Source organism: Flavobacterium jejuense, from assembly GCF_006491595.2.
Taxonomy (GTDB): domain Bacteria; phylum Bacteroidota; class Bacteroidia; order Flavobacteriales; family Flavobacteriaceae; genus Flavobacterium; species Flavobacterium jejuense.
Genome location: NZ_VEVQ02000016.1, coordinates 59,171 through 85,219 on the forward strand (window position 1 = coordinate 59,171; position 26,049 = coordinate 85,219).

The following is a 26,049-nucleotide window of genomic DNA, read 5'->3' on the forward strand; positions in this document are numbered from 1 at the left end:
ACTTTATTGTTTTATTTTAAAAAAATATATAATACAATCAAAAAACCTCTGCAATCGCAGAGTTTTTTTTATATCTAATACCTAAAAATGACTACAACAAAGCAAAACAAAAAAACAATGCAATTAGAAACATTGCTAGCTAATGTTTCACAAAACTCCAACCTTAAAGATAGTTATGGAGCAACGCATTTGCCGATATATAATACTGCTACTTTCGACTTAAAAAGACAAGTGTCAAATGAACAGGTTTATGATTATTCAAGATCGGATAATCCAACGAGAAACGCATTGGAATCTATATTTGCTCAAGCAGAAAATGGATTTGGCTGTGTTTGCACAAATACTGGAATTGCAGCGATTGCTTTACTTTTTGAAACAGTTTTGAAAAATTATGAGCATGTTTTAATTGAAAGAGATTGCTACGGCGGTACGTATCGTTTGCTTAATATTTTGTTTGAGAAAAACAATATTACACCTCATTATGCGGATTTTACCAATTTAGAAGAAGTTGAAAACATACTGAAATCTAATGAAATAAAACTTGTTGTTTGTGAATCACCAACAAATCCAAGTTTGAAAATTGTAGCTTTAGAAGAACTTGCTAAGCTTACAAAATCTTACGAATCATTGCTGGCCGTAGATAACAGCATGGCTACTTTTGCGTCAACAAAACCGCTTGAATTAGGAGCTGATTTTTCGGTTTTTTCAACTACTAAATTCATTTCGGGTCACGGAAGTGTTACTGCTGGTGCGATTGTCTCAAAAGAAGCGTTTTGGGATGAAAAATTCAAATATATTGCCAATGCTCAAGGAAGAGCTCAAAGTCCATTTGATGTTTTTTTAGTTTCATTGGGTTTGCCAACATTAACCTACAGGATGAAAGCACAAGAAGCAAGCGCTTTGAAAATTACACAATTTTTAGAAAACCATCCAGAAGTTTTAAACGTTAAATTCCCAGGTTTGCCATCGCATCCGCAATATGAATTGGCTAAAAAACAATTGAAAATCATTCCGTCTGTTTTAACTATTGAATTGAAATCTGCGGAAAAGGCAGAAAATTTTATTAAAAAAAGTAAGTTATTTGGTGAAAAAGTATCCTTTGGTTCAGCTGATTCTAGATTGGAAATTCCAGCAAGAATGAGTCACGCAACAAATTCGGAAGAAGATTTAGTTTCTAAAGGATTGAGTCATGCAATTGTTAGAATTGCTGTTGGTTTAGAAGATACGGACGATCTAATTTTAGATATTATTCAAGCTTTAAATTGTTGAAAAATGAATGATTGTTTTCAAAATATTCCATTTGGCGAGTCGTTGCCTTTAGAAAACCCACATGCTATTTCGGTTAGTATGCCTTTTTTGCAAAATGTAATTGATTATGAAGAAGGTGATGAGGTCGTATTAGGTGCTATGAAATCAGGTTATCCAAGATTTTTTCAAAATAAATTTGTTGAAAAACTAGTAAGTTATATTCAAGAAAAACATCAAATTTCAAATGAGAAAGTTGTTTTGCCAATAGCATCGCTTCATGCAAAATCTATTTTGGAATATTTAGTTCAATATAAGTTGGAATATATTGAAGAAGATGAAAATGTGTTTCTAATTGTAGAGAACAATCCTGAGTTGGTTAAAAAGTGTTCGGATTATATCAGAAATATTGGATTGCTAATTAGTTCTAGAAAAGCAGAGAATACTTTGTATAAGTTAGGTGAAATTCCAACTATTTTTAAGGAAGATAAAATTTCTGATTTACCAGAAAAGGTAATTAAAACAGTGTTGTCTAAAGCTTATTCTGATGTTGTAGAAAATAATATTTTGTTAACCAATTGTGGAATGAATGCTCTTTTTTCGGCTTGTGAAACTATTCTGAATTGTAGAAAAAGTGAATTTAGAAATACGGTTGTACAACTAGGTTGGTTGTACGTGGATACAATGGAAATTATTGAAAAGAGGAATAACTTTTCTTATGTTCAAATTCATATTTATGATAAATTACAACTGGAAAGTTGGTTAGAAGCAAATCATTCTCATGTAGCTACTTTGCTAACAGAAATTACTACAAATCCATTGATTCAATGTGTGGATTTACCTTGGTTATCCAACCTTTGTAAAAAGTACAATATCATTTTAATAGTTGATGTAACCATTGCAACTCCATTTAATGTAGATGTGTTGCCCTATTGTGATATTGTAGTTGAAAGTTTAACCAAGTTTGCCTGTGGAAGTTGTGATCTATTAATGGGTGCTATTGTTTTAAATGACACTAATGAGATTATTAAAGCGAATAAAAATCAATTTGAAAAGTTTATTGTTCCTGCATATGATGGTGAAAAACAAAGACTAGCCTTTCAAATTAAAAAATATGAAAGTCGTGTTAAGAAGGTTTCTGAAAACACTAAAATAGTTTATAATTATTTAAAAGGACAGCCTTTTATTAAAGAGATTTACTCAGTTTTTCACAATGACTCCATTGAAAATTTTCAAAAAATTCAAAAATCAAGTGATGTGTTTCCAGGATTATTGTCGGTTGTTTTTGATAAAGAGTTGGATTTTTATTATGACAAATTGCAACTCGCTAAAGGACCAAGTCTCGGAACAGAATTCACATTAGCTATGCCATATGTATATTTAGCTCATTATGAATATCTTAAAAGCAATGATGGGAAACAAAAACTATTAGCACTTGGAATAAATCCGAATATACTTCGTTTGTCTATTGGAATTGAACCAGTTGAAAAAATAATATCCGCTTTTGAAAAGCTTAAACATTCAGCTGAAAATGTTAAAATAAATTAAGCATATCATAATTTAAATTAAAAGCATGACATTGAATATGTGATAAAAAATCTATAAAAATTAATAATTTAAGAATAATAAACTTTTTATAATTCATTTAAATCAAATTACAGAAAATATTTCGCTAAAAGAAAATTAATTCTATCTTTGCAGAGTTCATAAAATTACTGTTCGTTATCACGAAAGCTGGAGAGATTAGACTCTGTGAAAGCTTGGCAACCTCTTGTTCTTTTCAAGAAAGGTGCTACATTCTATCCGTCAAGGCGGAAAAGATAACTTGAAAAAATCCTTCTTTTCATGATAACACAAATAAAAAAATATGCCTAATTAGGTTTATAAACGTATGTCAAAAATTCAAGAAGAAATTCAAAAAAGGATATTGGTTCTCGATGGAGCTATGGGAACCATGTTGCAACGCAATAATTTTTCGGAAGAAGATTTTCGTGGTGCACGTTTCAAAGGTTTTCCACATCCATTAAAAGGGAACAATGATTTGCTTTCTATAACACAGCCAGAAGCAGTAAAAAAAGTACACCGCTTGTATTTTGAAGCTGGAGCAGATATTGTTGAAACCAATACTTTTTCTGGAACAACTATCGGAATGGCTGATTACCATTTAGAGGATTTGGTTTATGAATTAAATTATGAATCTGCTAAAATTGCTCGAGAAGTAGCGGATGAATTTACGGACAGACCTCGTTTTGTCGCTGGTTCAATCGGACCAACAAACAGAACAGCTTCTATGTCACCAGATGTAAATGATCCAGGTTTTCGTGCTGTAACTTTTGATGATTTACGCATTGCTTATAAACAACAAGTGGAAGCTTTAATCGATGGTGGCTCTGATGTGCTTTTAGTAGAAACTATTTTCGATACACTAAATGCAAAAGCGGCACTTTTTGCTATAGAAGAAGTAAAAGAAGAAAGAAATATTGATATTCCAGTTATGGTTTCAGGAACAATTACAGATGCTTCAGGACGAACTTTATCAGGTCAAACTGTAGAAGCTTTTTTGATTTCTATTTCACATATTCCATTATTAAGCATTGGATTTAATTGTGCTTTAGGAGCGGATCAATTGAAGCCTTACTTAAAACGATTAGCACATAACACCCAATTAAATATTTCGGCTCATCCTAATGCGGGTTTGCCAAATGCTTTTGGTCAATACGATCAAACACCTGAGGAAATGCAAGTTTTAATTAAAGAGTATTTAGAAGATAATTTGGTAAATATTATTGGAGGCTGTTGCGGAACAACTCCTGAACATATAAAACTAATTGCAGAAGTTGCATCACAATTTAAGCCTAGAACATTAGAATTAGTCTAAAATGTCCCAAAAAAATAAAATAAACTTACAACTTTCGGGTTTGGAACCACTTTTCATAAACGAAGAATCTATTTTCGTTAATGTTGGTGAGCGAACAAACGTAACCGGTTCAAGAAAATTTCTTAGATTAATTAAAGAAGAAAATTATAATGAAGCACTTTCCATAGCTAGAGAGCAAGTGGAAGGTGGGGCACAAATCATCGATGTAAATATGGATGAAGGGATGCTAGATGGAGTTTACGCAATGACTAAATTTCTTAATCTAATTGCTGCAGAACCAGATATTGCTCGTGTTCCTGTAATGATTGATAGTTCAAAATGGGAAATCATTGAAGCAGGATTGAAAGTTATTCAAGGAAAAGGAGTTGTAAATTCTATTTCTTTAAAAGAAGGTGAAGAAACTTTTATGCATCATGCCAAATTAATAAAAAAATATGGCGCTGCTGTAATTGTTATGGCTTTTGACGAAAATGGTCAAGCCGATACTTATGAAAGAAGAATCGAAATTTGTAAAAGAAGTTATGATTTTTTAGTTAATAAAGTTGGTTTCCCAGCTGAAGATATTATTTTCGACCCTAATATTTTTCCAGTAGCTACTGGAATGGACGAACATAAATTAAACGCACTAGACTTCTTTAGAGTAACCAAATGGATTCGTGAAAATTTACCTTATGCTGGAATTTCAGGTGGTGTAAGTAATGTTTCTTTTTCGTTTAGAGGAAATGATAAAGTGCGTGAAGCTATGCACTCAGCTTTTTTGTATCATGCCATTAAAAATGGAATGACTATGGGAATTGTAAACCCTGAAATGTTAGAGATTTACGATGAAATTGATAAGAATTTATTAGAGCATGTTGAAGATGTTTTATTAAATAGAAGAGAAGATGCTACCGAAAGACTTTTAGATTTAGCTGAAAGTTTTAAAGGAGACTTCAAAGTAAACGAAAAAGCTATAGCAGAATGGAGAAATGATTCCGTTCAAGAAAGATTAACACATTCATTAGTAAAAGGCATTGATGAATTTATAGAAATTGATGTTGAAGAAGCTAGAATAAGTGCAACAAAAGCTATAGAAGTTATTGAAGTAAATCTAATGGCTGGAATGAATGTGGTTGGTGATTTATTCGGAAGTGGGAAAATGTTCTTGCCTCAAGTAGTAAAGTCAGCTCGTGTAATGAAAAAAGCGGTTGCTTATTTACTACCTTATATCGAATCAGAAAAAACAGGAAATTCATCCAGTGCAGGAAAAGTTTTAATGGCAACTGTAAAAGGAGATGTACATGACATTGGAAAAAATATTGTAGCTGTAGTGCTAGGATGCAATAATTTTGAAATCATTGATTTAGGAGTTATGGTTCCACCTGAAAAAATTATTGAAGCTGCTGTTCGTGAAAATGTGGATATTATTGGTTTAAGCGGATTAATCACACCATCATTGGATGAAATGGTTTATTTAGCCAAAGAAATGGATAAATTAAATATCAAGATCCCAATTATGATTGGTGGTGCAACAACTTCTCGTGCACACACAGCGGTAAAAATTGCACCTGAATACAAAGAAACTGTTGTTCATGTGAATGATGCTTCAAGAGCAGTAACGGTTGCGAGTAATTTATTACAGAAAGAAACCAAAGAAAATTATGTAAAAGCAATTCGGGAAGAATATGATTCGCTTCGTGAAGGCTATTTGAATAGAAGTCGCGATAAAAATTATCACAGTATTGAACAAGCACGTAAAAATAAGTTGCAATTAGATTGGAGTAACTTTCAACCTTCAAAGCCAAATTTCATTGGGACAAAAACTATTCATGTTGAACTGTCTGAATTAATTCCGTTTATCGATTGGACACCTTTTTTTCAATCTTGGCAGTTGTTTGGTAAATATCCAGCTATTTTAACTGATGCGGTAGTTGGTGAACAAGCAACTAATCTATTTAGTGATGCACAAAAGATGTTAAACCAAATTGTTTCAGAAAAATGGTTTATAGCTAAAGGTATTATTGGAATTTTTCCTGCAAATCAAATCAATGATGATGATATTGAAGTAGTCACTTCAGACATAGTAGAGAAGTTTTTGACTCTTCGTCAACAATCTCAAAAAACAGCAGGAGCACCTAATATTGCCTTAGCGGATTTTATAGCTCCAAAAGATTCAGGAATTCAAGATTATATAGGTTGTTTTTGTGTAACAACAGGTTTTGGTGTGGAAGAAAAAGCAAAAGAATATGAAGAACAATTAGACGATTACAATTCCATTATGATAAAAGCATTAGCGGATAGATTAGCTGAGGCTTTTGCAGAATATTTACATTTAAAAGTGCGTAAAGAAATTTGGGGTTATGCTTCAGAGGAAAGTTTGTCAAACAAAGAGTTAATTAAAGAAGAATATAAGGGAATTCGCCCTGCTCCAGGTTATCCAGCTTGTCCAGATCATTTAGAAAAACCAACTATCTGGAAATTGTTAAAAGTTGAAGAAGAAATCGGAGTAACCTTAACGGAAAGTATGGCAATGTGGCCTGCTTCATCCGTTTCAGGATATTATTTTGCCAATCCACAAAGTAAATATTTTGGATTAGGAAAAATAAAAGAAGATCAAGTAATAGATTATGCCAAACGTAGAGGAATTGCAACAGAAGTTGCTACAAAATGGTTGGCACCAAATATAGCAGATTAAAAAAAGTTGTAAGTTGTAAGTTGTATGTTCTATGTTTTAACCTACAACTTACAACGTATAAAATACAATCAAAAAAAATGAAAGTAACCCAACATATAGAAAACGCAAAAGGAAAACCTTTGTTTTCATTCGAAATATTACCACCATTAAAAGGACAAAATATTCAATCAATTTTTGATAGCATTGATCCTTTGATGGAGTTCAATCCACCTTTTATAGATGTAACTTATCATCGAGAAGAATATGAATTTAAGGAATTGCCTAATGGTTTATTGCAAAAGAAAATTGTAAAAAAACGTCCAGGAACAGTTGGAATTTGTGCAGGAATTCAAAATAAATATCAAGTAGATGCTATCCCTCATATCTTGTGTGGCGGATTTACGCAAGAAGATACAGAAAATTTACTGATAGATTTAGATTTTCTTGGAATTGATAATGTTGTGGCGCTTCGTGGAGATGCTTTGAAAAATGAGACTTATTTTAAACCAGAAAAAGAAGGTAATGAATATGCTTCAGATTTAGTAAAACAAATTTCGAATTTAAATAATGGAATTTATTTAGATGAAGACTTGCAAAATTCTTCTTGCACTAATTTTTGCATTGGTGTTGCAGGTTATCCAGAAAAGCATATGGAAGCACCAAGTATAGATAGTGACTTGCATTTTCTAAAACAAAAAATAAAAAATGGTGCGGATTACATAATAACACAGATGTTTTTTGACAACAAGAGGTTTTTCGATTTTGTAGATAAATGTAGAAAAGCAGGAATTACAGTTCCAATTATTCCAGGATTAAAACCTATTGCAACTAAGAAACAATTAAATTTAATTCCACACAGATTTAAGGTAGATTTACCAGACAATTTAATTATGAACGTTGTAAAAGCAAAAGATAATGATGCCGTAAAACAAGTTGGAATTGAATGGTGTTTACAACAAAGCAAAGAACTATTAGCAACTGGAATTCCATGTTTACATTATTATTCGATGGGAAAGGCAGAAAATATAAAAGCTATAGCTTCTGAAATTTTTTAAAAACTTTAAAAAAAGTGTGTTTCATCGATTAAAAGTAATTTTTATTAGATGAAATACACTTTTTTTTCATTTTTACGAATTTTTCACATTTATTCATTATTTGGCTTATTGTTACTGATTTATTGTTAATAAATGTATTATTTTTATAATAATAACTCATATTTAATGTTAAAAAAATAAATCAAATTACTTTTTTTTGTTTGTTTCTTGTTAAATTTTCATAATGGATATTTGGTAGATATGAATCTATGTTATACTTTCGTAATATAATAAACAACAAGACATTATGAAAAAAGTTTTACTAATTTTATTTTTCTCATTAGCATTTCAATTGAACTTTGCAAATTCAAATGATCCTCTTTTAAATAAAGCTAAAGAACTAAGTTCAAATGAGAATTATTCTGAAGCCATTAAGGTTTATAATGAATATTTGAGTAAAACTGAAAATAAAAATCTTAAAAATGTATATGTTGAGGTAGCTAATTGTTATTTTAAACTAAATGATAGAATTGCTGCTGTTAATTACATTAAAGAAGCAATTACTAATCATGGTTTTTCAGAGGAAGATTTTATTTATAATAAAAATTTAGATAAAGAATTATCAAAATATGCGTTAGCAGTTGTTTATGATGATTTAGATACTCTTCACGATAAGTATATTGCGTCTTTAAATTAAAATCGTAAGAATTTTAAAAATGGTTGTAACTTTGAATTAGTGGTTACAATCATTTTTTTTTTTTTTTTTTTGCTTTTTAAATTATTGAAAGCCAGAATTTTACTTTTCAACGAGTTTTTGCTTCGATAGGTCGAAAAAAAGTATCAATTTGCGATTTTTAATACAATTTTGTTTTCAAATTAACAGAACTATTAACTCAATCTGCTTATAATGAAAACAAAGTTACTCTTTATAGGATTACTTTTTTTAGTGGCTAATTTTAGTTATTCTAACGATTTTTTTTCGATTAACATGTCTAAAGCTGAAAGCTGTAAAAAAGAGCAGAAATATTCCAAGGCTATCAAGTACTATATTAAGGCCATAAAAGCGGTTAAAGAGAATGATAAGGAAGTAAAGTATGTTTATTTTGATATTGCCGATTGCTTCTATAAATCGGGTAAAAAAAATATGGCAATAAAGGTTATGAAGTTTTCGATTTATAGATATGGAGCTGTAAAAGAAGATTTTTTAGAGACTACTAAACTTGATAATTTTTTTTTAAATTCTCTTTTAAAAATAATAGAAGATAAATATGAATCTTATAGAAATAGGTATGTGACTAAATTTAATAAAGATTTTAAATTAGACTCAAAAGAATTTTATTCCATAAAGTTGATTTAATCAGAATGTTATTTTTTCGAAGTTTTTTCTCTAAAAATTTGCTCTAAATTTTTATTTTTTAAATTTAATTGAAGAATTTTTAAACCTTTTTCTTGTGCAAAATCAAAAAGAAGAGGTCTCATGTCAATTTTAGAATCAAAAGTTAGCTCTATGACTGAATCGTTTATGTAATCAATCAGGGTTAAGTTGCTAAGGTGATTTAAATCTTGTTTTGTAACAGTTTTGTCAAATTCAATTGTAATAATTTGATTTGTTTGCTCTTTTACTAAAGTTTTTAAATTTTTGTCTTCCACTATTTTTCCTTTATCAATTATGATAACTCTTTCACAAATAGCTTCTACTTCTTGCATGATATGAGTAGATAGAAAAACGGTTTTATTTTTACCTATGTTTTTAATTAACTCTCTTATTTCTACTAATTGGTTAGGGTCAAGTCCAGTTGTGGGTTCGTCTAAGATTAAGACTTCTGGGTCGTGTAATAACGCACAGGCTAATCCTACACGTTGTCTGTAGCCTTTAGAAAGCTGTCCTATCTTTTTATTACTTTCAGGAGTTAAACCAGTTAGCTTAATAACTTCTTCAATTCTACTTTTGGCAACTTTATATACATCAGCATTAAAGGATAGATATTCTCTTATATATAAATCTAAATATAACGGATTGTGCTCTGGTAAATAGCCAACCGATTTTTGAATTGATTTAGACGCTGTAGTAATGTCGAAATTATTAACTTTTGCATCTCCTTCATCAGCAGAAATATAAGTAGTTAAAATTTTCATTAAAGTTGACTTTCCTGCACCATTAGGGCCCAAAAAGCCAACGATTTCACCTTTTTTTACAGAAAATGAAATTTGATCAAGTGCTTTTTGTTCTCCATAATACTTGGAGATATTTAGAACTTCAATAGACATAATTATGTAAGTTTTAGCAAAAGTAGAGTTTTTAAATTTAATTTATTTTTTTTCAAAAAGTTTTTTGGAAAGTTTTTTTTTATATATTAGCAACTTCAAAACATAGCAAATTAATGTTAGCAACAACTACATTTTATTTTAACAATTCATTTTATTATTTCTGGAAAGAGATAAGGGATTGTTTTGCTATTCGTTAATTTAAAATAAATTATAAAATATAAAAATACAATCCCGATGAAAATCGGGATTTTTTTGTTTAAAAGCATTATGAATTTAAAAATAGCAATACAAGGAATTAAAGGTTCATTTCATCATCAAGTGGCTAATCAATATTTTGGAGATGATATTTCTTTACAAGAATGTGATTCTTTTAATAAAGTGGTTAAAAATTTGAAATTGAATCATTCAGATAAAGCAGTTATGGCAATTGAAAATTCTATTGCAGGTTCAATTTTACCTAATTATGCTTTAATTGATAAAAATGATTTACACATTATTGGCGAACATTATTTGGATATTCATATGAATTTAATGGCTTTAAAAGGCCAAAAAATTGAAGATATTAAGGAAGTGCATTCACATCCAATAGCTTTATTACAATGTGAAGTTTTTTTTAGTCAATATCCACATATAAAATTAGTAGAAAGTGTAGATACTGCAGAAACAGCTCAACGGATTCAAAATCAAATGTTATTAGGAATTGCTGCAGTTGCTGCACCCATTGCTGCAGAATTATATGATTTAGAAATTTTAGCATCAGGAATTCATACTATAAAAAGTAACAAAACCAGATTTGTGATTGTAAAATCCCAGAATAAAGAGTTGCCAAAAGAAGAGATAAACAAGGCTTCTTTAAAATTTGAACTAGATGATACACCTGGAAGTTTGGCTACTATTCTTAATGTGATGAATAATTGCAAATTGAACTTAACCAAAATACAATCATTACCAGTAATAGAAACACCTTTTCAATATGCATTTTTTGTAGATGTGGTTTTCGAAAAATACAAGCATTATGAAAAGGCAAAAAAAATAATAGAAATAATGACCACTCACTTTAAAGTTTTAGGTGAATACAAACAAGGGAAACAATGATAACAAAAGCAAATAGATTAAATACAGTAGAAGAATACTATTTTTCTAAGAAATTAAAAGAAGTGAATCAATTAATTTCTGATGGAAAACCCGTTATTAATATGGGAATCGGTAGTCCAGATTTGGCACCGCACATGTCTGTTATTGAAGCTATTCAACAATCTTTTTTGGAGCCAACTGCTAACATGTATCAAAGCTATCAAGGTTTGTCTGACTTAAGAAATGGTTTTTGTAATTATTATAAATCTAATTTTAATGTGGAGATTGATTTTGCTACAGAGATTTTACCATTAATGGGCTCTAAAGAAGGTATAATGCATATTGCGATGGCTTTTCTAAACGAAGGTGATTCGGTTTTAATTCCTAATCCAGGTTATCCAACGTATCAATCAGTCTCTAATTTAGTAGGAGCGAAAACAGTTTTGTATGATTTGGATGAAAAAAATAATTGGTATCCTGATTTTGAAACATTGGAGAAACAAGATTTGACTAATGTGAAATTAATGTGGGTTTGTTATCCTCACATGCCTACTGGTGCGCAAGCTGATTTAGAATTGTTTGAAAAATTAATTGCTTTTGGTAAAAGACATCATATTTTAATTGTAAATGATAATCCATATAGCTCTATTTTAAATGATAATCCGTTGTCAATATTACAAGTTGAAGGAGCGAAAGACATCGCAATAGAATTGAACTCGTTGAGTAAAACTTATAATATGGCTGGTTGGCGAGTAGGAATGGTAATAGGAAGTAGTGAAAACATAGCATCTATTTTAAAAGTAAAAAGCAATATGGATAGCGGAATGTTTTTTGGTATACAAAAAGGAGCTATTGAAGCTTTAAAACTTGGGAAAGATTGGTTTGAAAGTTTAAATGCTATTTATAGAAAACGTAGAGAATTGATGTTTTTATTATGTGATAAATTACAAGTACAAGTAAGTAAAAACCAAGTTGGAATGTTCGTTTGGGCAAAATTACCAAAAGGAGTTTCATCAGAAGAGTTTATCAACGATTTATTATATGAAAAAAGTATTTTCATTACACCAGGTACTATTTTTGGTTCACAAGGTGAAGGATATGTGCGATTTTCATTATGTGTTAAAGAGGAAAAAATAAACGAAGCTTTAACCCGATTCTGATGGAAAAAAATATTGAAAAATTTGTAGTCATAGGATTAGGCTTAATAGGTGGTTCATTAGCATTAGATATAAAAACAAAGCGACCAAATGCTGTTGTTTATGGTATAGATAATAAAGAAGAGCATCTAGAAAAAGCATTGGAATTCAATCTTATCGATAAAAAAGGAAGTTTAGAAGATTTGAAAGATGCTAATTGGGTAATCGTTGCAGTTCCAGTAGATAAGACGGTAGATATTTTAGTTAAAGTGTTAGATACTATCGATTTGAATACTATTGTTTTTGATGTGGGTTCAACCAAAAGTCAGATTTGTGAAGCGGTTAAGAATCATGTTAATAGAAGGAATTTTATTGCGGCTCATCCAATTGCTGGAACTGAATTTTCTGGTCCAGAAGCAGCATTAAAAGAGTTGTTTTTAGAGAGAACGAATATTATCTGCGAAGTCGAAAAAACAGCATTTGGTTTTCAAGAAAAAGCTTTGCAATTATTTAGAGAAATAGGGATGCGTATTCGGTATATGGACCCATTATCTCATGATAAACACATAGCTTATATGTCTCATTTGTCACATATTAGTTCCTTTATGTTAGGCAAGACAGTTATTGAAGAAGAAAAGAGTGAAAGAGATATTTTTGATATGGCAGGTAGTGGATTTGAAAGTACGGTTAGATTAGCTAAAAGTTCACCAGCGATGTGGACACCTATTTTTAAACAGAATAAAGAACAAGTAGTGAAATCATTATCGGAATATATCAATAACCTAAATAATTTTAAAGAATTATTAGAACAAGATAAATATGAAGAGGTTTTTAAAACACTAGATGAAACAAATAGAATAAAAGAAATATTAAATAAAAAATAACGTACAATAAATTAATAAGATGGAAAATAAAAAAGAATTAAGAACATGGTTAGACGATTTTAAATTAGATCATCCTTTGGTAATAGCAGGACCATGTAGTGCGGAAACAGAGGATCAAGTATTACAAATTGCTCATGAATTAAAAAATTCAGATGTGTCTATTTTTAGAGCTGGAATTTGGAAACCAAGAACAAGACCAGGAGGTTTTGAAGGAGTAGGTGCTATTGGATTAAAATGGTTACAAAAGGCAAAAGCTGAAACAGGATTGTTAATGGCAACAGAAGTGGCGACAGCAGCGCATGTTAAATTAGCGTTAGAACATGATATCGATATTTTATGGATTGGAGCCAGAACAACTGTAAACCCTTTTGCAGTTCAAGAAGTGGCTGATGCTTTGGAAGGGACTGATAAAATTGTATTATTAAAAAATCCAGTAAATCCAGATTTAGCTTTGTGGATTGGTGGTTTAGAACGTTTGTATAATGCTAATATTAAAAAATTAGGAGTAATTCATAGAGGGTTTTCTACTTATGATAAAACGAAATATAGAAATAATCCTGAGTGGCAAATTGCAATTGATTTACAAAATAAATTCCCAGATTTACCATTAATCTGTGATCCTTCTCATATTACAGGTAGAAGAGATATGATTCAAGAGGTTTCTCAACAAGCTTTAGATTTAAATTATGATGGTTTAATAATAGAAACGCATATTGATCCTGATAATGCATGGAGTGATGCTGCACAACAAGTTACACCTACAACGTTAAAACAAATTTTTACTGACTTAAGAGTTAGAAAAGTATCTGATAACGAAAGTGAATTCAATCAAAAAATGGCAAAACTAAGAGCACAAATTGATGAATTTGACGGAAAGTTGCTAGAAATTTTAGGAAATAGAATGAAAGTAGCAGATAAGATTGGAGAGCTTAAAAAAGAAAAGAATGTTGCGATTCTTCAAAATAAACGATGGAATGAAATTTTAGGTAAAATGATTTTGGAAGGAGAAGAGAAAGGGTTAAGCAATGATTTTGTAATGCACATGTTTAAAGCCATTCACCAAGAAAGTATTAGTCACCAGGAAAAAGTAGTCAATAATTAATTTCTTAATATTTGTTTTTGGCATAATAGTTGTATTATTGCAAAAAAAAATAAATTAAAATTTTAAAAAATGAAGAAAATTATTTTATTACTTGTGTTGTTAGTTGGTTTTATGTCAAACGCTCAATCTGACAAGATTTATAAGCACAGCGGAGAAGTTGTGGATGGGAAAGTGAAAAAAGTTGAGGAGTATACTATTGTTTTTGTTTATGAAGGTGAAGAAGCAGAAAACACAATTGGAAAGTATGCTATTGAAAAAATTGTTTACGGTTCAAGTGGTCGTGAAGAAGAAGTAACAGAAAAAATTGTTATTAATAGTGAAAAAGATTGGGAAAAAGTAGTTATTCTTGAAGATAAAGGTTACATCGCTGGATTAAAGAAAGCTGGTGAAGTGAGAGGGAAAACAGGATTGATTAACTTTCAAACTGGAAATACAGGAGATAAGAAAGCTGAGAAAAAATTAAAAATGGATGCTGCAAAACAAGGTTGTGCATTTATTTTGTTAACAGCAGATAAAACTACTGTTGGTGCAAGTTCAAATAGTTTAGGAGGGTCTCAAGCTATCAAAAAAGGTGTAGCTTATAAATACTAAAAAACATTATCAAAATACTAAAAAGCTACTTTTAAGTAGCTTTTTTTATTAAAACGGTTTAACAAGAAATACTATATTTGTATTTATCAATATTGGAAATAGAAGTCGGAGATAAATTTCTAGCTTTTAAGTTCCAACTTCTAATATTAAAATGACAGGAATTGTATATAAATCTACTGGTAGTTGGTACACCATCAAAACAAATGAAGGTGGTTTTTTAGATTGTCGTATAAAAGGTAAATTTCGTATAAAAGGAATAAAAAGTACCAACCCTATTGCAGTGGGTGATATTGTCGATTATGATATTGAAAATACTACAGATGAAACTACTGGAGTAATTACTGCTATTCACGACAGAAAAAATTACATTGTTAGAAAATCAGTTAACCTTTCCAAACAAACCCATATTATTGCTTCAAATATAGATGTGGTTTTTTTATTAGTAACAATAAATAATCCTCCAACTACAACTAGCTTTATTGATCGTTTTTTAGTTACAGCTGAAGCTTATGGAATTGAAGCAATCTTAGTTTTTAATAAGATTGATACTTTTAATGAAATCATACTTGATGAACAATTGTTTTTGCAATATACATATGAAAATATCGGTTATAAATGTTTGCGAGTTTCGGCCAAAGAAAATAAAGGAATTGAAGAACTAAAGAAAATAATGTTAAAGAAAGTTTCTATGTTTTCTGGTCATTCTGGTGTTGGGAAATCAACATTAGTTAATGCAATTGAACCTTCACTTAATTTGAAAACAAAGCAAATATCAGAATCACATTCTCAAGGACAACACACTACGACATTTGCTGAAATGTTTGATTTGTCTTTTGATGCTCAAATTATTGATACACCAGGAATAAGAGGCTTTGGAGTAGTTGACATGGAAAAACAAGAAATAGGTGATTATTTTCCAGAGTTTTTTGCCTTGAAAGAGCAATGTAAATTTAATAATTGTTTACATAAAGAAGAACCGCATTGCGCTGTTAAAAATGCTCTTGAAAAAGATGAGGTTTCATGGAGTAGATATAAAAGTTATTTACAAATATTAGAAGGTGATGAAGAACATTATAGAGCAGATGATTATGCGGAAGATAGAAAAGCAAGTGATGAAACAAGAAAATCATAAAAAATGAGAGTTGTAATTCAAAGAGTTTCTGAAGCTTCAGTTGTAATAGAAAATAAGGTTGTGGCTCAAATTAAGCAAGGTTTACTGGTTTTAGTAGGAATAGAGGATGAAGATACTCTTGAAGATGTTAACTGGTTGACTTCAAAAATAGTTAATCTTAGAATTTTCCCAGATGAGAATGATATTATGAATTTTTCCGTTAAAGAAAGTAATGGAGAAATCATAGTGGTGAGTCAGTTTACTTTACATGCAGCCACAAAAAAAGGGAATAGGCCTAGTTATATTAAGGCAGCAAAGCCAGATATAGCTATCCCTTTGTATGAGAATTTTGTAAAGCATATGGAAATAGGGTTAGGTAAACAAATACAAACAGGTCAATTTGGAGCGGATATGAAAGTGTCTTTGGTTAATGATGGACCAGTAACAATAATTATAGATACAAAGAACAAAGAGTAGAAAATATGAGAATAAAAATATTGTTTTTATTGCTGATAACTTTTAATGTGTTTTCACAAAAAGATTTAAGTTCTCTTTTGATTTCTGGTGAATTAAAAGAAAAAGCAAATAGTGTAGTTCGGTTTCAAAAAATAGAAGTTGTTGTCCAATCTCAAAAATTGTATAGTATAACTACTAAAAAAACAATTACTGTATTAAATGAAAACGGATTAAAAAATATTGATGCAAGAGAATATTACAGTAAATCAGAAAAAATTAATTCAATTGAAGCAATTATTTATGATTCCTTTGGTAAAGAAATAAAAAAAATACGAAAAAAAGATTTTAAAGATCAAAGCGTTGCCGATGGTTTTTCAATTCTTTCAGACAATAGAGTTTTGTATTTAGATTATACCCCTACACAATACCCATTTACAGTTGTTTTTGAAAGTGAAAAAGAAAGCATAAATACAGCCTTTTTGCCTTCTTGGTATGCTGTAGATGATTATTATGAAAGTATAGAGAAATCAGAATTCACTATAAGTTATCCATCAGATTTAGGTTTTAAATATAAAGAATTGAATTTTGAAGGATTTGATGTTAAAAAAAGCGAAGAAAAAAATACACTAAGTTTTGTTGTTGAAAATTTACCAGCTGAAAAACCTGAGGATTATTCACCTTCATTTAAAAAAATTGTGCCAAATGTTATGTTTGGACTTGAAAAATTTTCTCTAGAAGGAGTTGATGGAACTGGTAAATCTTGGGAAGAGTTTGGAAAAGTATATTATGATGAATTAATTAATAATGACACAGATTTAAGTCAAGAAACTATTAAAAAAATTAGTGAATTAACAAAGAATGCTGAAAATCCAATAGAAAAAGCAAAGATTATATATAAATATGTACAAGATAAAACAAGATATGTAAGTATTCAATTAGGAATTGGAGGGTGGAAACCTATGTTAGCTAAAGATGTTGATCGATTAGGTTATGGAGATTGTAAAGCATTGTCTAATTATACTAGAGTCTTGCTAGATAATGTAGGTGTTAAGTCATATTATACGGTTATTTATGGAGATTCTAATAAAAAAGATCTAGATAAAGATTTTGTCTCTTACCAAGGTAATCATGCAATATTAACATTGCCTTATAACGATAAAAATTATTTCTTAGAATGTACAAGTCAAACTAATCCTTTCGCTTTTGGAGGTGATTTTACAGACGATAGATATGCATTAATGATAAAACCAGAAGGTGGTTTTATTGTTAAAACAAATGGATTTAAAATAACAGATAGCTATCAAAAAACAATAGGGGATTATTCAGTTGATGAAGAGGGTAATTTAAGCGCAAAAGCACAAATCAAGTCAGGAGGAATTCAGTATGATAATAGAGCTTTTCTATCAAGAATAAATGACGAGAAAGAGTTGCTTAAATCGTATAAAAACAAATTTAGTTGGATAAGTAATTTAAAAATTGAAAATTTAGTAATTAAAGAGGATAGGGATAAAATAGAACTGTTAGAAGATTTTTCCTTTACAGCAACTGATTATAGTAATAAAGCTGGGAACTCAATTTATTTTCCAATCAATGTTTTTAATAAAAATGAACATATTCCAGATAAATATAGAAATCGAAAAAATAATTTTGAAATTAAAAGAGGGTATCAGGATATAGACGAAATAACAGTTAGTTTGCCAAGAAATTGTGAAATTGAATTTTTACCAGAAAAAATTGAATTAGAAACTAAATTTGGGAGTTATAAAATGACTATTCAAAAATTAGATAATGGAAAGTTATTATACAGTAGAATGTTAACGATCAAAAGTGGTGACTTTTCTAAAGAAGAATATGAAGAGTATAGAAAGTTTAGAGAACAGATTGCTAAAAATGACAATTTAAAAATAGTATTAACAATAAAGAAAATATAATGAATTTAAAAGGAGTATGTGTAATTGTTTTAATGATTTTGGCTGGACAAAGTTTATTTGCACAAAAATATGAGTTAGGAGAGGTAACTATTGAAGAACTTAAAGAAACTCGTCATCCAATCGATTCATCGGCTTCAGCAGCAATTCTTTTTAAAACAGGGGAGACTAAGTTTAATTTAATGAATGATGGTAATTGGACAGTTTCAACGGAAGTGAGATATAAAATAAAAATTTATAAAAAAGAGGGTTTAGATTATGCAAATAAATCTAAGTCTTATTATGTTGGAGGTTTTAGAAATGAAACTTTAAATTTTAAAAATGCTGTTACTTACAACTTGGTAGATGGAAAAATTGAAAAAACAAAATTAAAGTCAGACGGTGAGTTTAAAGATGAGATAAACAAAGATGTTAAAGTAAAAAAAATCACATTACCTCAAGTTAGAGTTGGATCTATAGTTGAATATTCATATGTATTAAACTCTCCGTATATTTCAAGTTTAAATGATTGGTACTTTCAAGATAATATTCCTATTAACTATGTTGAATATAATGTTTATATACCTGAGTATTTTAGATATAGAACTGTTATCTCTGGTTATGAAAATGTAGAAGTTGAAAATGCAACTATAAATACTGGTGATTTTGGGCAACAAAAATATGGTTATAAAATTAAAAATGTACCTTCTTTAAAAGAAGAGGGTTATGTTACTAATATTGATAATTATACTGCCATTTTAAAGTATGAATTAGCCTCTATTAATTATCCTAATCAACCTACTAAAAATTTTGCAGTAACATGGGATGATGTTGTTAAAAGTATTTATGAACATGATGGTTTTGGGGATCAGTTAGACAGTAAATCTTATTTTGAGGATGATTTGAAGATTATTTTAGAAGGACTAGTTTCAGAACAAGAAAAAATAGATACAATTTTTAATTTTGTAAAAAGTAAAATGACATGGAATGATTCTTATGGAGTTGTAACCGATGTAGGAGTAAAAAAAGCGTATAAAGAAAAAACAGGTAATGTAGCAGAAATTAATTTAATGCTAACTGCAATGTTAAGATATGCAGGAATACAAGCAAATCCTGTTTTGATAAGCACAAGAAGAAATGGAATAGCAATGTTTCCAAATAGAACAGCTTATAATTATGTTGTTGCAGGTATTGAAGTTCAGAATGATGTATTACTACTAGATGCAACTAGTAAAAATGCCCAAGTAAACTTAATGCCTATAAGAGCGGTAAACTGGACAGGAAGAATTATCAGAGAAAGAGGTAGTTCTAATGAAATAGATCTTCTAAATGTTCCACCTTCTAAAGATAATGTAATTATTTTAGGAGAAATAAAAGAAGATGGAAAAGTTGAAGGTAAACTTAGAAGAGTTCTAACAGATTATAATTCTTTTGTGCATAGAGAAAATAATATAGGAGTTACTGAGGATAGTTACCTTGAAAAACTTGAAAATAGATATAAAGGACTAAGTGTAGAAGAATACAAAGTTGATAATGTAAAAGACTTAAGTAAACCTATTGTTGAAACATATTCATTTACACATGATTCTGATATAGAGGTTATTGGGAATAAGATGTATGTAAAGCCATTGTTGTTTTTTACATTAGATGAAAACCCTTTTAAATTAGATCAGAGAAAATATCCAGTTGATTTCTCATTTCCTTTTAAAGATGCTTATAATATTTCTATTAAGATTCCAGAAGGATATGAAGTAGAATATTTGCCAGAGGCTATTAATGCAGCTATGGAAAATAACCACTCAGCTTTTAAATATCTTGTTTCAGCTGCAAACAATAATATTCAATTGATTGTTAATTTGGATGTAAATAGTTTTTATATTCCTTCTGAAGCTTATCCCGCTTTAAAAGATTTCTTTAAATTAATCGTCGAGAAACAAACGGATAGGATAATCCTTAAAAAGAAAGAATAGATGAACTTACAAAATGCTCAAAAAGAAGTTGATAATTGGATAAAAGAACATGGTGTTCGTTATTTTAATGAGTTAACCAATATGGCTCAGCTTACTGAGGAAGTAGGTGAAGTAGCTCGTATTATTGCACGTCGTTATGGAGAGCAATCTGAGAAAGAGTCTGATAAGAATAAAGACTTAGGAGAAGAATTAGCCGATGTGGTCTTTGTGGTACTTTGTCTTGCAAACCAAACGGGTGTTGATCTGCAAACCGTTTTTGATAAAAAGATGGATTTAAAAACAAAGCGTGATCATGATCGTCACCATAATAACGAAAAATTAAAATAGTATTAAGGTTGTAATTTTAAGTAAGTTGAAATAATCTTATTTACTTGAAATTACGAAGCTACTTATTATATCATGAATTTACTTTTAAATAAATCAACTGTTAATAAACAATCTTTAGTTAATGTCACTGGTTCAAAGTCTGAGACAAACAGATTGTTGTTATTGCAAGCTTTATATCCAAATATTCAATTAGAAAATATTTCTAAATCAGATGATTCAGATGCGATGCAAATGGCATTACTTTCGAAAGAGAATACAATTGACATCCATCATGCGGGTACTGCAATGCGTTTTTTAACAGCTTATTTTTCAACGCAAGAAGGAAGAGAAGTAATTTTAACTGGTTCTTCAAGAATGCAAGAAAGACCCATTAAAATATTAGTAGAAGCTTTGCAACAATTGGGTGCCGAGATTTTATATGAAAAAGAAGAAGGATTTCCTCCTATTAGAATTAAAGGTAAAAAAATTACAGCAAATAAAGTTACTTTAAAAGCGGATGTAAGTAGTCAATATATTTCTGCCTTATTGTTAATTGCACCAAAATTAGAAAATGGTTTAGAGTTAACTTTAGAAGGAGAGATAACCTCTATCCCTTACATAGAAATGACTTTGGCGTTGCTAAATGAAATTGGAGCGGAAACAACATTTGAGAATAATAAAATTTTGGTTAAACCAATAAAAGAAAGTTTACCAGCTAAAAGGATAACAATCGAATCCGATTGGTCATCAGTATCTTATTTTTATTCAATTGTAGCTTTGTCAAGTGTTGGAACACAAATAACAGTGTCTAGTTACAAGCAAAATAGTTTACAAGGCGATTCAGTTTTACAAAACATTTACAAAGACTTTGGAGTGAAAACTGAATTTAATAGCGATAACTCAATTACTATTTCTAAAATAACTATGCCTACTTTACAAACTGTAACCCACAATTTGAAAAACTGTCCTGACATTGCTCAAACTATTGCGGTCACTTGTTTTGGATTAGGAATGAGTTGTAATTTAACAGGTTTGCATACCTTGAAAATTAAAGAAACGGATCGTCTAGAGGCTTTAAAAACCGAATTGTCAAAACTGAGCGCCATTATTTCTGTAACAAATGATTCTTTAACAATCGAACAATCGAATAATCCAATAATCAAATCAAGTATAGTCACTTATCAAGATCATAGAATGGCCATGGCATTTGCTCCATTAGCTTTGAGGATTCCGATAATTATTAATGAAGCTGAAGTAGTCTCAAAATCGTTTCCTACATTTTGGAAAGATTTGCAGACTATTGGTTTTCAAGTTGAAGAAATGAAGTAAGAAAACTTTTTTTTAAAATAAACCTCATTTTACTTGACAACGCCTATCTCACAATCGTATATTTGCAGGCGTTTTTAGAAGAAGCTATGTCTTACTTCTAAAACCTTAATATTTAATACTCATATATGAAATTATCTCATTTTAGTTTTAATCTACCAGAAGAATTATTAGCCGAATTTCCAGCAGAAAACAGAGACGAATCTCGTTTAATGGTTGTGAATAGAAAAACAGGAACAATCGAGCATAAAATGTTTAAAGATGTTATCGATTATTTTGATGACGGTGATGTAATGGTGTTAAATAATACAAAAGTATTTCCAGCGCGTTTATATGGTAATAAAGAAAAAACTGGAGCACGTATTGAAGTTTTCTTATTGAGAGAATTAAATGCAGAGCAACGTTTGTGGGATGTTTTAGTAGATCCAGCTCGTAAAATTCGTATTGGAAATAAACTGTATTTTGGAGATGATGATTCATTAGTCGCTGAAGTTATCGATAATACGACTTCTCGTGGTAGAACATTACGTTTTTTATATGACGGTTCTTATGAAGAGTTCAGAGAGAAATTAGTAGAATTAGGAGAAACTCCAATTCCTAAATATATCAACAGAGAAGTAACTCCAGAAGATGCAGAGCGTTACCAAACGATTTATGCAAAAGAAGAAGGAGCAGTTGCAGCACCTACTGCTGGATTGCATTTTTCTAAGCATTTATTAAAACGTTTGGAGATTAAAGGAGTAGACTTTGCAGAAGTAACTTTACATGTTGGTTTAGGTACTTTTAATCCAGTTGAGGTAGAGGATTTATCAAAACACAAAATGGATTCAGAAGAAATGATGATTAGTCAAGAAGCTTGTGATATTGTGAATAGTGCAAAGGTTAAAAAGAAAAAAGTATGTTGTGTAGGAACTACTTCTATGCGAGCTATGGAAAGTTCCGTTTCTTCGCAAAGAACGTTAAATCCATTTGTAGGTTGGACAAATAAATTTATCTATCCTCCTTATGATTTTAGTATTGCAGATGCAATGATTACTAATTTCCATACACCAAAGTCTACTTTATTAATGATGGTTTCTGCTTTTTGTGGACATGATTTAATGAAAAAAGCCTACGCAGAAGCAATCGAACAAAAATATAAGTTCTATTCTTATGGCGATGCGATGTTAATCATCTAATCTAAACAAGTTATTATTATTATAAATACTCAAAAATCTCATCAGTACAACTGATGAGATTTTTTCTTTTCAAATTAATGTTTAATTTATTTATTAGTAATCAAGTTTGGTTTAATACTAATTAAGTAAGGTGAACAACGTATTAAATTCAGTAAATTATGTATTAAGTTATATGAACTGTGTAATGAATTGAATCGCATATTTATTTCAAAACATTTAAACACTTAAACTTTTAAACCTTTAAACTTTTCAATACTTTTACATTTGATAAAATAATAAACAATGAATTTTCAAAATACGAGAGAATTTGCTCAAGAATTAGACCGTCAAGACGAATTAGCCCATTATAGAGACGAATTTATTTTTCCTCAAGTAAATGGGAAAAAGGTAATTTATTTTACTGGAAATTCACTAGGCTTACAACCTAAAACAGCAAAAAAATACGTAGATGAAGTCATGCAAGACTGGGCAAACTTAGCCGTAGAAGGTCATTTTTTTGCAGACAAACCTTGGTGGGATTATCATGAGCGTTTTTGTCAACCTTTAAGTGAAATTGTTGGGGCAAAACCAATAGAAGTTGGGGTGATGAATACTTTAACGGTAAATCTTCATTTGTTACTGGTTTCTTTTTACCAACCTTCGGTTAAGAAATTTAAAATCATCTGTGAAGAAAAAGCCTTTCCATCAGATCAATATATGTTTCAAACTCAAGTAGATTTTCATGCTAAAAACATTGGGTTTGATCCCAAAGAGGCAATAGTTGAAATCAAACGAAGAGAAGGCGAACACAATATTCGTTTAGAAGATGTACTTGCAAAAATAGAAGAAGTAGGTGATGCATTAGCATTGGTACTAATAGGAGGAGTAAATTATTATACCGGACAAGTTTTTGACATGAAAACCATTACTGCAGCAGGACATAGAGTTGGTGCATATGTAGGTTGGGACTTAGCTCATGCCGCTGGAAATGTGGAACTAAAGTTGAACGAATGGGGTGTTGATTTTGCAGCTTGGTGTAGTTATAAATACATGAATTCGGGTCCAGGAAATGCTTCTGGCTATTTTGTTCATGAAAAACACCACAATGATACTACTTTGTCTCGTTTTGCAGGTTGGTGGGGACACAATAAGGAACGTCGTTTCTTAATGGAACCTCAATTTGATCCAGCAAGAAGTGCAGACGGTTGGCAAATTAGTAACTTGCCTATTTTGTCCTTAGCTCCTTATTTGGCTTCTGTACATATGTTTGCAGCAATTGGCATGCAAAAATTAATTAAAAAAAGAAATGTTATTACGAGTTATTTGGAATACATTCTTCACGAAATTGATGCTGAAATAGAGGGAACTGAATTTGAAATTATAACACCTGCAAACCAAGAAGAGCGGGCTTGTCAATTATCAGTGTATTTACACGGACAAGGAAAAGCTTTATTTGATTATTTAATGAAAAGTGGTGTGATAACCGATTGGAGAGAACCTAATGTGATTCGATTAGCACCTGTGCCTCTTTATACCAGTTTTGAAGACATGTATGAATTCGGGCAAATATTAAAAAGAGGGATAATTAGATAGTTTGATTACTAGATAATTAGAAGTTTTAAACATTTATATAATTGAAATATGTACAGATACAAAGATTTAGAGATTTGGAAATTAAATCGAAACGCAAATTTTAATTGCTACTGATTTAGATTTTATTAATAACGAAACTTCAATTGTACTATTAAATGAATTGAATAAAATTATCCAAATGACTTCAAAATTTAAATCAACATTAAAAGAATAACATTCTTTCGAGTTCAAATAAGTTTCCAATAATCAAATAATCGAAAAAACAATAAATGACCAAACAACAAATTATAGAAAGTTTTGATCCTAGCCAACCAGGATTAGCAGATGCAACCATTTTTGGATTACCATTTTCTGCAGAACAAAGTGAAATTATTGTAATTCCTGTGCCTTGGGAAGTAACAGTGAGTTATGGTGCAGGAGCTTCAGAAGGACCAGCAGCCATCTTAGATGCTTCTTTTCAAGTAGATTTATTACACCAAGATTTTCCAGAACTATGGAAATTAGGGATTTATTTAGATGAAGCTCCAGAACATTGGGCTACCAACTCTGAAAAATACAAAGGACTAGCACAACCTATCATTGAAGCATTAGAAAACGGAGAAGACATCGCTACTTTTCCTGTTTTACAAACAGATTTAGATAAAATAAATAAAGTGTGCCGTGATTTACATACGGAAGTAAAAGAACGCGTACAATATTGGATGGCAAAAGGGAAGAAAGTAGTGCTTTTAGGAGGAGATCACTCTACACCACTAGGATATTATGAAGCTTTAGCATCACAATATGAGAGTTTTGGTATATTACATTTAGATGCGCATATGGATTTACGTATTGCATATGAAGGTTTTACCTATTCACACGCTTCTATCATGTACAACGCTTTACAATTGCCACAAATTTCTAAAATTGTTCAAGTTGGAATTCGTGACTTTTGCGAACAAGAAGTGGATGTGGTTCATAAAGAAAATGGAAGAGTGTTAGTACATACTGATTTGGATTTAAAAAAACAATTGTTTGAAGGTAATACTTGGCAACATTTATGTGATACTATTATTAATTCGTTACCAAGAAAAGTTTGTGTCTCTTTTGATATAGATGGGATGAATGCATTATATTGTCCGAACACAGGAACACCTGTTCCAGGAGGATTTTCTTATGAGCAAGCCGTTTATTTGTTAAATAGATTAGTAGAATCAGGCAAAGAAATAATTGGTTTCGATTTAGTAGAAGTGGCACCAGGAGAGAACGATTGGGATGGAAATGTTGGAGCAAGAATGTTATTCCAAATGTGTGGTGCCTTTGCTAAATCTCAAAAAATGAAAGTAGGAGATAAGATTGTATTTAGGAAGTAACCTATT

22 protein-coding genes and 1 riboswitch are annotated in these 26,049 nt (G+C 30.3%); of the genes, 21 read left to right on the forward strand and 1 reads right to left on the reverse strand.

The features are described 5' to 3' along the window. Nucleotides 1-87: 87 nt before the first annotated feature. From FIA58_RS18350 to FIA58_RS18380, 7 genes are all read left to right on the forward strand, one after another. Nucleotides 88-1,269 carry a trans-sulfuration enzyme family protein gene (locus tag FIA58_RS18350; protein WP_140964158.1) on the forward strand — a complete coding sequence of 394 codons (1,182 nt, stop codon included), beginning with the start codon at nt 88-90 and terminating at the stop codon, nt 1,267-1,269. A 3-nt stretch (nt 1,270-1,272) separates the two neighbouring features. After that, nucleotides 1,273-2,793, forward strand: coding sequence for a PLP-dependent transferase (locus FIA58_RS18355; protein WP_140964159.1), 1,521 nt, complete (start codon nt 1,273-1,275; stop codon nt 2,791-2,793). Between the two features lie 171 nt (nt 2,794-2,964). Then, nucleotides 2,965-3,072: riboswitch (SAM riboswitch) on the forward strand. A 64-nt stretch (nt 3,073-3,136) separates the two neighbouring features. Then, on the forward strand, nt 3,137-4,123 hold the full coding sequence (locus FIA58_RS18360) for a homocysteine S-methyltransferase family protein (RefSeq protein ID WP_140964160.1): 987 nt from the start codon (nt 3,137-3,139) through the stop codon (nt 4,121-4,123). 1 nt (nt 4,124) lies between these two features. Further along, nucleotides 4,125-6,797 carry a methionine synthase gene (gene metH, locus FIA58_RS18365; protein ID WP_140964161.1) on the forward strand — a complete coding sequence of 891 codons (2,673 nt, stop codon included), beginning with the start codon at nt 4,125-4,127 and terminating at the stop codon, nt 6,795-6,797. Nucleotides 6,798-6,874: 77 nt separating this feature from the next. After that, entirely contained in the window at nt 6,875-7,831 is a 957-nt protein-coding gene (gene metF, locus FIA58_RS18370) for a methylenetetrahydrofolate reductase [NAD(P)H] (RefSeq protein ID WP_140964162.1), read from the forward strand. Nucleotides 7,832-8,117: 286 nt separating this feature from the next. Next, nucleotides 8,118-8,507: a hypothetical protein gene (locus tag FIA58_RS18375; protein WP_140964163.1), complete on the forward strand. Its 390-nt coding sequence runs from the start codon at nt 8,118-8,120 to the stop codon at nt 8,505-8,507. 210 nt (nt 8,508-8,717) lie between these two features. Next, complete coding sequence (locus FIA58_RS18380; RefSeq protein WP_140964164.1) at nt 8,718-9,167, forward strand: hypothetical protein; 450 nt, start codon at nt 8,718-8,720, stop codon at nt 9,165-9,167. 8 nt (nt 9,168-9,175) lie between these two features. Here the strand turns inward: FIA58_RS18380 and gldA are convergent, their stop codons facing one another. Continuing rightward, nucleotides 9,176-10,078 (reverse strand): gliding motility-associated ABC transporter ATP-binding subunit GldA, encoded by a 903-nt coding sequence (gldA, locus tag FIA58_RS18385; protein ID WP_140964165.1) that lies wholly within the window; start codon nt 10,076-10,078, stop codon nt 9,176-9,178. Nucleotides 10,079-10,345: 267 nt separating this feature from the next. Here gldA and FIA58_RS18390 point away from each other — a divergent pair, with 267 nt between their 5' ends. From FIA58_RS18390 to FIA58_RS18455, 14 genes are all read left to right on the forward strand, one after another. Beyond that, complete coding sequence (locus FIA58_RS18390) at nt 10,346-11,173, forward strand: prephenate dehydratase (RefSeq protein WP_140964166.1); 828 nt, start codon at nt 10,346-10,348, stop codon at nt 11,171-11,173. Continuing rightward, nucleotides 11,170-12,312, forward strand: coding sequence for a pyridoxal phosphate-dependent aminotransferase (locus FIA58_RS18395; RefSeq protein ID WP_140964167.1), 1,143 nt, complete (start codon nt 11,170-11,172; stop codon nt 12,310-12,312). Before FIA58_RS18390 ends, FIA58_RS18395 begins: the two co-directional genes overlap by 4 nt. Then, the gene (locus FIA58_RS18400; RefSeq protein ID WP_140964168.1) at nt 12,312-13,172 is read left to right on the forward strand and encodes a prephenate dehydrogenase; all 861 of its coding nucleotides are present in this window, start codon (nt 12,312-12,314) and stop codon (nt 13,170-13,172) included. Before FIA58_RS18395 ends, FIA58_RS18400 begins: the two co-directional genes overlap by 1 nt. A 19-nt stretch (nt 13,173-13,191) precedes the next feature. Further along, nucleotides 13,192-14,274 (forward strand): bifunctional 3-deoxy-7-phosphoheptulonate synthase/chorismate mutase type II, encoded by a 1,083-nt coding sequence (locus tag FIA58_RS18405; protein WP_140964169.1) that lies wholly within the window; start codon nt 13,192-13,194, stop codon nt 14,272-14,274. Between the two features lie 69 nt (nt 14,275-14,343). Next, nucleotides 14,344-14,865, forward strand: coding sequence for a hypothetical protein (locus FIA58_RS18410; RefSeq protein WP_140964170.1), 522 nt, complete (start codon nt 14,344-14,346; stop codon nt 14,863-14,865). 151 nt (nt 14,866-15,016) lie between these two features. Further along, complete coding sequence (gene rsgA, locus FIA58_RS18415) at nt 15,017-15,997, forward strand: ribosome small subunit-dependent GTPase A (protein ID WP_140964171.1); 981 nt, start codon at nt 15,017-15,019, stop codon at nt 15,995-15,997. 3 nt (nt 15,998-16,000) lie between these two features. Continuing rightward, complete coding sequence (dtd, locus tag FIA58_RS18420; protein ID WP_140964172.1) at nt 16,001-16,453, forward strand: D-aminoacyl-tRNA deacylase; 453 nt, start codon at nt 16,001-16,003, stop codon at nt 16,451-16,453. Nucleotides 16,454-16,458: 5 nt separating this feature from the next. Continuing rightward, a complete protein-coding gene (locus tag FIA58_RS18425; protein WP_140964173.1) occupies nt 16,459-18,363 on the forward strand; it encodes a DUF3857 domain-containing protein in 1,905 nt (634 codons plus the stop codon). Continuing rightward, nucleotides 18,363-20,309, forward strand: coding sequence for a DUF3857 domain-containing protein (locus tag FIA58_RS18430; RefSeq protein WP_140964174.1), 1,947 nt, complete (start codon nt 18,363-18,365; stop codon nt 20,307-20,309). The genes FIA58_RS18425 and FIA58_RS18430 overlap by 1 nt, the downstream gene beginning before the upstream one ends. After that, complete coding sequence (locus FIA58_RS18435) at nt 20,310-20,636, forward strand: nucleotide pyrophosphohydrolase (protein ID WP_140964175.1); 327 nt, start codon at nt 20,310-20,312, stop codon at nt 20,634-20,636. Between the two features lie 72 nt (nt 20,637-20,708). Beyond that, nucleotides 20,709-21,944, forward strand: a complete 1,236-nt coding sequence (locus FIA58_RS18440; protein ID WP_140964176.1) for a 3-phosphoshikimate 1-carboxyvinyltransferase — start codon at nt 20,709-20,711, stop codon at nt 21,942-21,944. Between the two features lie 125 nt (nt 21,945-22,069). After that, nucleotides 22,070-23,119 carry a tRNA preQ1(34) S-adenosylmethionine ribosyltransferase-isomerase QueA gene (gene queA / locus FIA58_RS18445; protein ID WP_140964177.1) on the forward strand — a complete coding sequence of 350 codons (1,050 nt, stop codon included), beginning with the start codon at nt 22,070-22,072 and terminating at the stop codon, nt 23,117-23,119. A gap of 282 nt (nt 23,120-23,401) precedes the next feature. Further along, nucleotides 23,402-24,691: a kynureninase gene (gene kynU / locus FIA58_RS18450; protein ID WP_140964178.1), complete on the forward strand. Its 1,290-nt coding sequence runs from the start codon at nt 23,402-23,404 to the stop codon at nt 24,689-24,691. Nucleotides 24,692-24,960: 269 nt separating this feature from the next. Beyond that, on the forward strand, nt 24,961-26,043 hold the full coding sequence (locus tag FIA58_RS18455) for an agmatinase family protein (protein ID WP_140964179.1): 1,083 nt from the start codon (nt 24,961-24,963) through the stop codon (nt 26,041-26,043). The last annotated feature ends 6 nt before the right edge of the window (nt 26,044-26,049 follow it).

Bases quoted from the DNA above. Each gene is read 5' to 3' on its own strand.
- FIA58_RS18350 (WP_140964158.1), top strand. From the start codon at position 88: ATGACTACAACAAAGCAAAACAAAAAAACAATGCAATTAGAAACATTG.
- FIA58_RS18355 (WP_140964159.1), top strand. From the start codon at position 1,273: ATGAATGATTGTTTTCAAAATATTCCATTTGGCGAGTCGTTGCCTTTA.
- FIA58_RS18360 (WP_140964160.1), top strand. From the start codon at position 3,137: ATGTCAAAAATTCAAGAAGAAATTCAAAAAAGGATATTGGTTCTCGAT.
- metH (WP_140964161.1), top strand. From the start codon at position 4,125: ATGTCCCAAAAAAATAAAATAAACTTACAACTTTCGGGTTTGGAACCA.
- metF (WP_140964162.1), top strand. From the start codon at position 6,875: ATGAAAGTAACCCAACATATAGAAAACGCAAAAGGAAAACCTTTGTTT.
- FIA58_RS18375 (WP_140964163.1), top strand. From the start codon at position 8,118: ATGAAAAAAGTTTTACTAATTTTATTTTTCTCATTAGCATTTCAATTG.
- FIA58_RS18380 (WP_140964164.1), top strand. From the start codon at position 8,718: ATGAAAACAAAGTTACTCTTTATAGGATTACTTTTTTTAGTGGCTAAT.
- gldA (WP_140964165.1), bottom strand. From the start codon at position 10,078: ATGTCTATTGAAGTTCTAAATATCTCCAAGTATTATGGAGAACAAAAA.
- FIA58_RS18390 (WP_140964166.1), top strand. From the start codon at position 10,346: ATGAATTTAAAAATAGCAATACAAGGAATTAAAGGTTCATTTCATCAT.
- FIA58_RS18395 (WP_140964167.1), top strand. From the start codon at position 11,170: ATGATAACAAAAGCAAATAGATTAAATACAGTAGAAGAATACTATTTT.
- FIA58_RS18400 (WP_140964168.1), top strand. From the start codon at position 12,312: ATGGAAAAAAATATTGAAAAATTTGTAGTCATAGGATTAGGCTTAATA.
- FIA58_RS18405 (WP_140964169.1), top strand. From the start codon at position 13,192: ATGGAAAATAAAAAAGAATTAAGAACATGGTTAGACGATTTTAAATTA.
- FIA58_RS18410 (WP_140964170.1), top strand. From the start codon at position 14,344: ATGAAGAAAATTATTTTATTACTTGTGTTGTTAGTTGGTTTTATGTCA.
- rsgA (WP_140964171.1), top strand. From the start codon at position 15,017: ATGACAGGAATTGTATATAAATCTACTGGTAGTTGGTACACCATCAAA.
- dtd (WP_140964172.1), top strand. From the start codon at position 16,001: ATGAGAGTTGTAATTCAAAGAGTTTCTGAAGCTTCAGTTGTAATAGAA.
- FIA58_RS18425 (WP_140964173.1), top strand. From the start codon at position 16,459: ATGAGAATAAAAATATTGTTTTTATTGCTGATAACTTTTAATGTGTTT.
- FIA58_RS18430 (WP_140964174.1), top strand. From the start codon at position 18,363: ATGAATTTAAAAGGAGTATGTGTAATTGTTTTAATGATTTTGGCTGGA.
- FIA58_RS18435 (WP_140964175.1), top strand. From the start codon at position 20,310: ATGAACTTACAAAATGCTCAAAAAGAAGTTGATAATTGGATAAAAGAA.
- FIA58_RS18440 (WP_140964176.1), top strand. From the start codon at position 20,709: ATGAATTTACTTTTAAATAAATCAACTGTTAATAAACAATCTTTAGTT.
- queA (WP_140964177.1), top strand. From the start codon at position 22,070: ATGAAATTATCTCATTTTAGTTTTAATCTACCAGAAGAATTATTAGCC.
- kynU (WP_140964178.1), top strand. From the start codon at position 23,402: ATGAATTTTCAAAATACGAGAGAATTTGCTCAAGAATTAGACCGTCAA.
- FIA58_RS18455 (WP_140964179.1), top strand. From the start codon at position 24,961: ATGACCAAACAACAAATTATAGAAAGTTTTGATCCTAGCCAACCAGGA.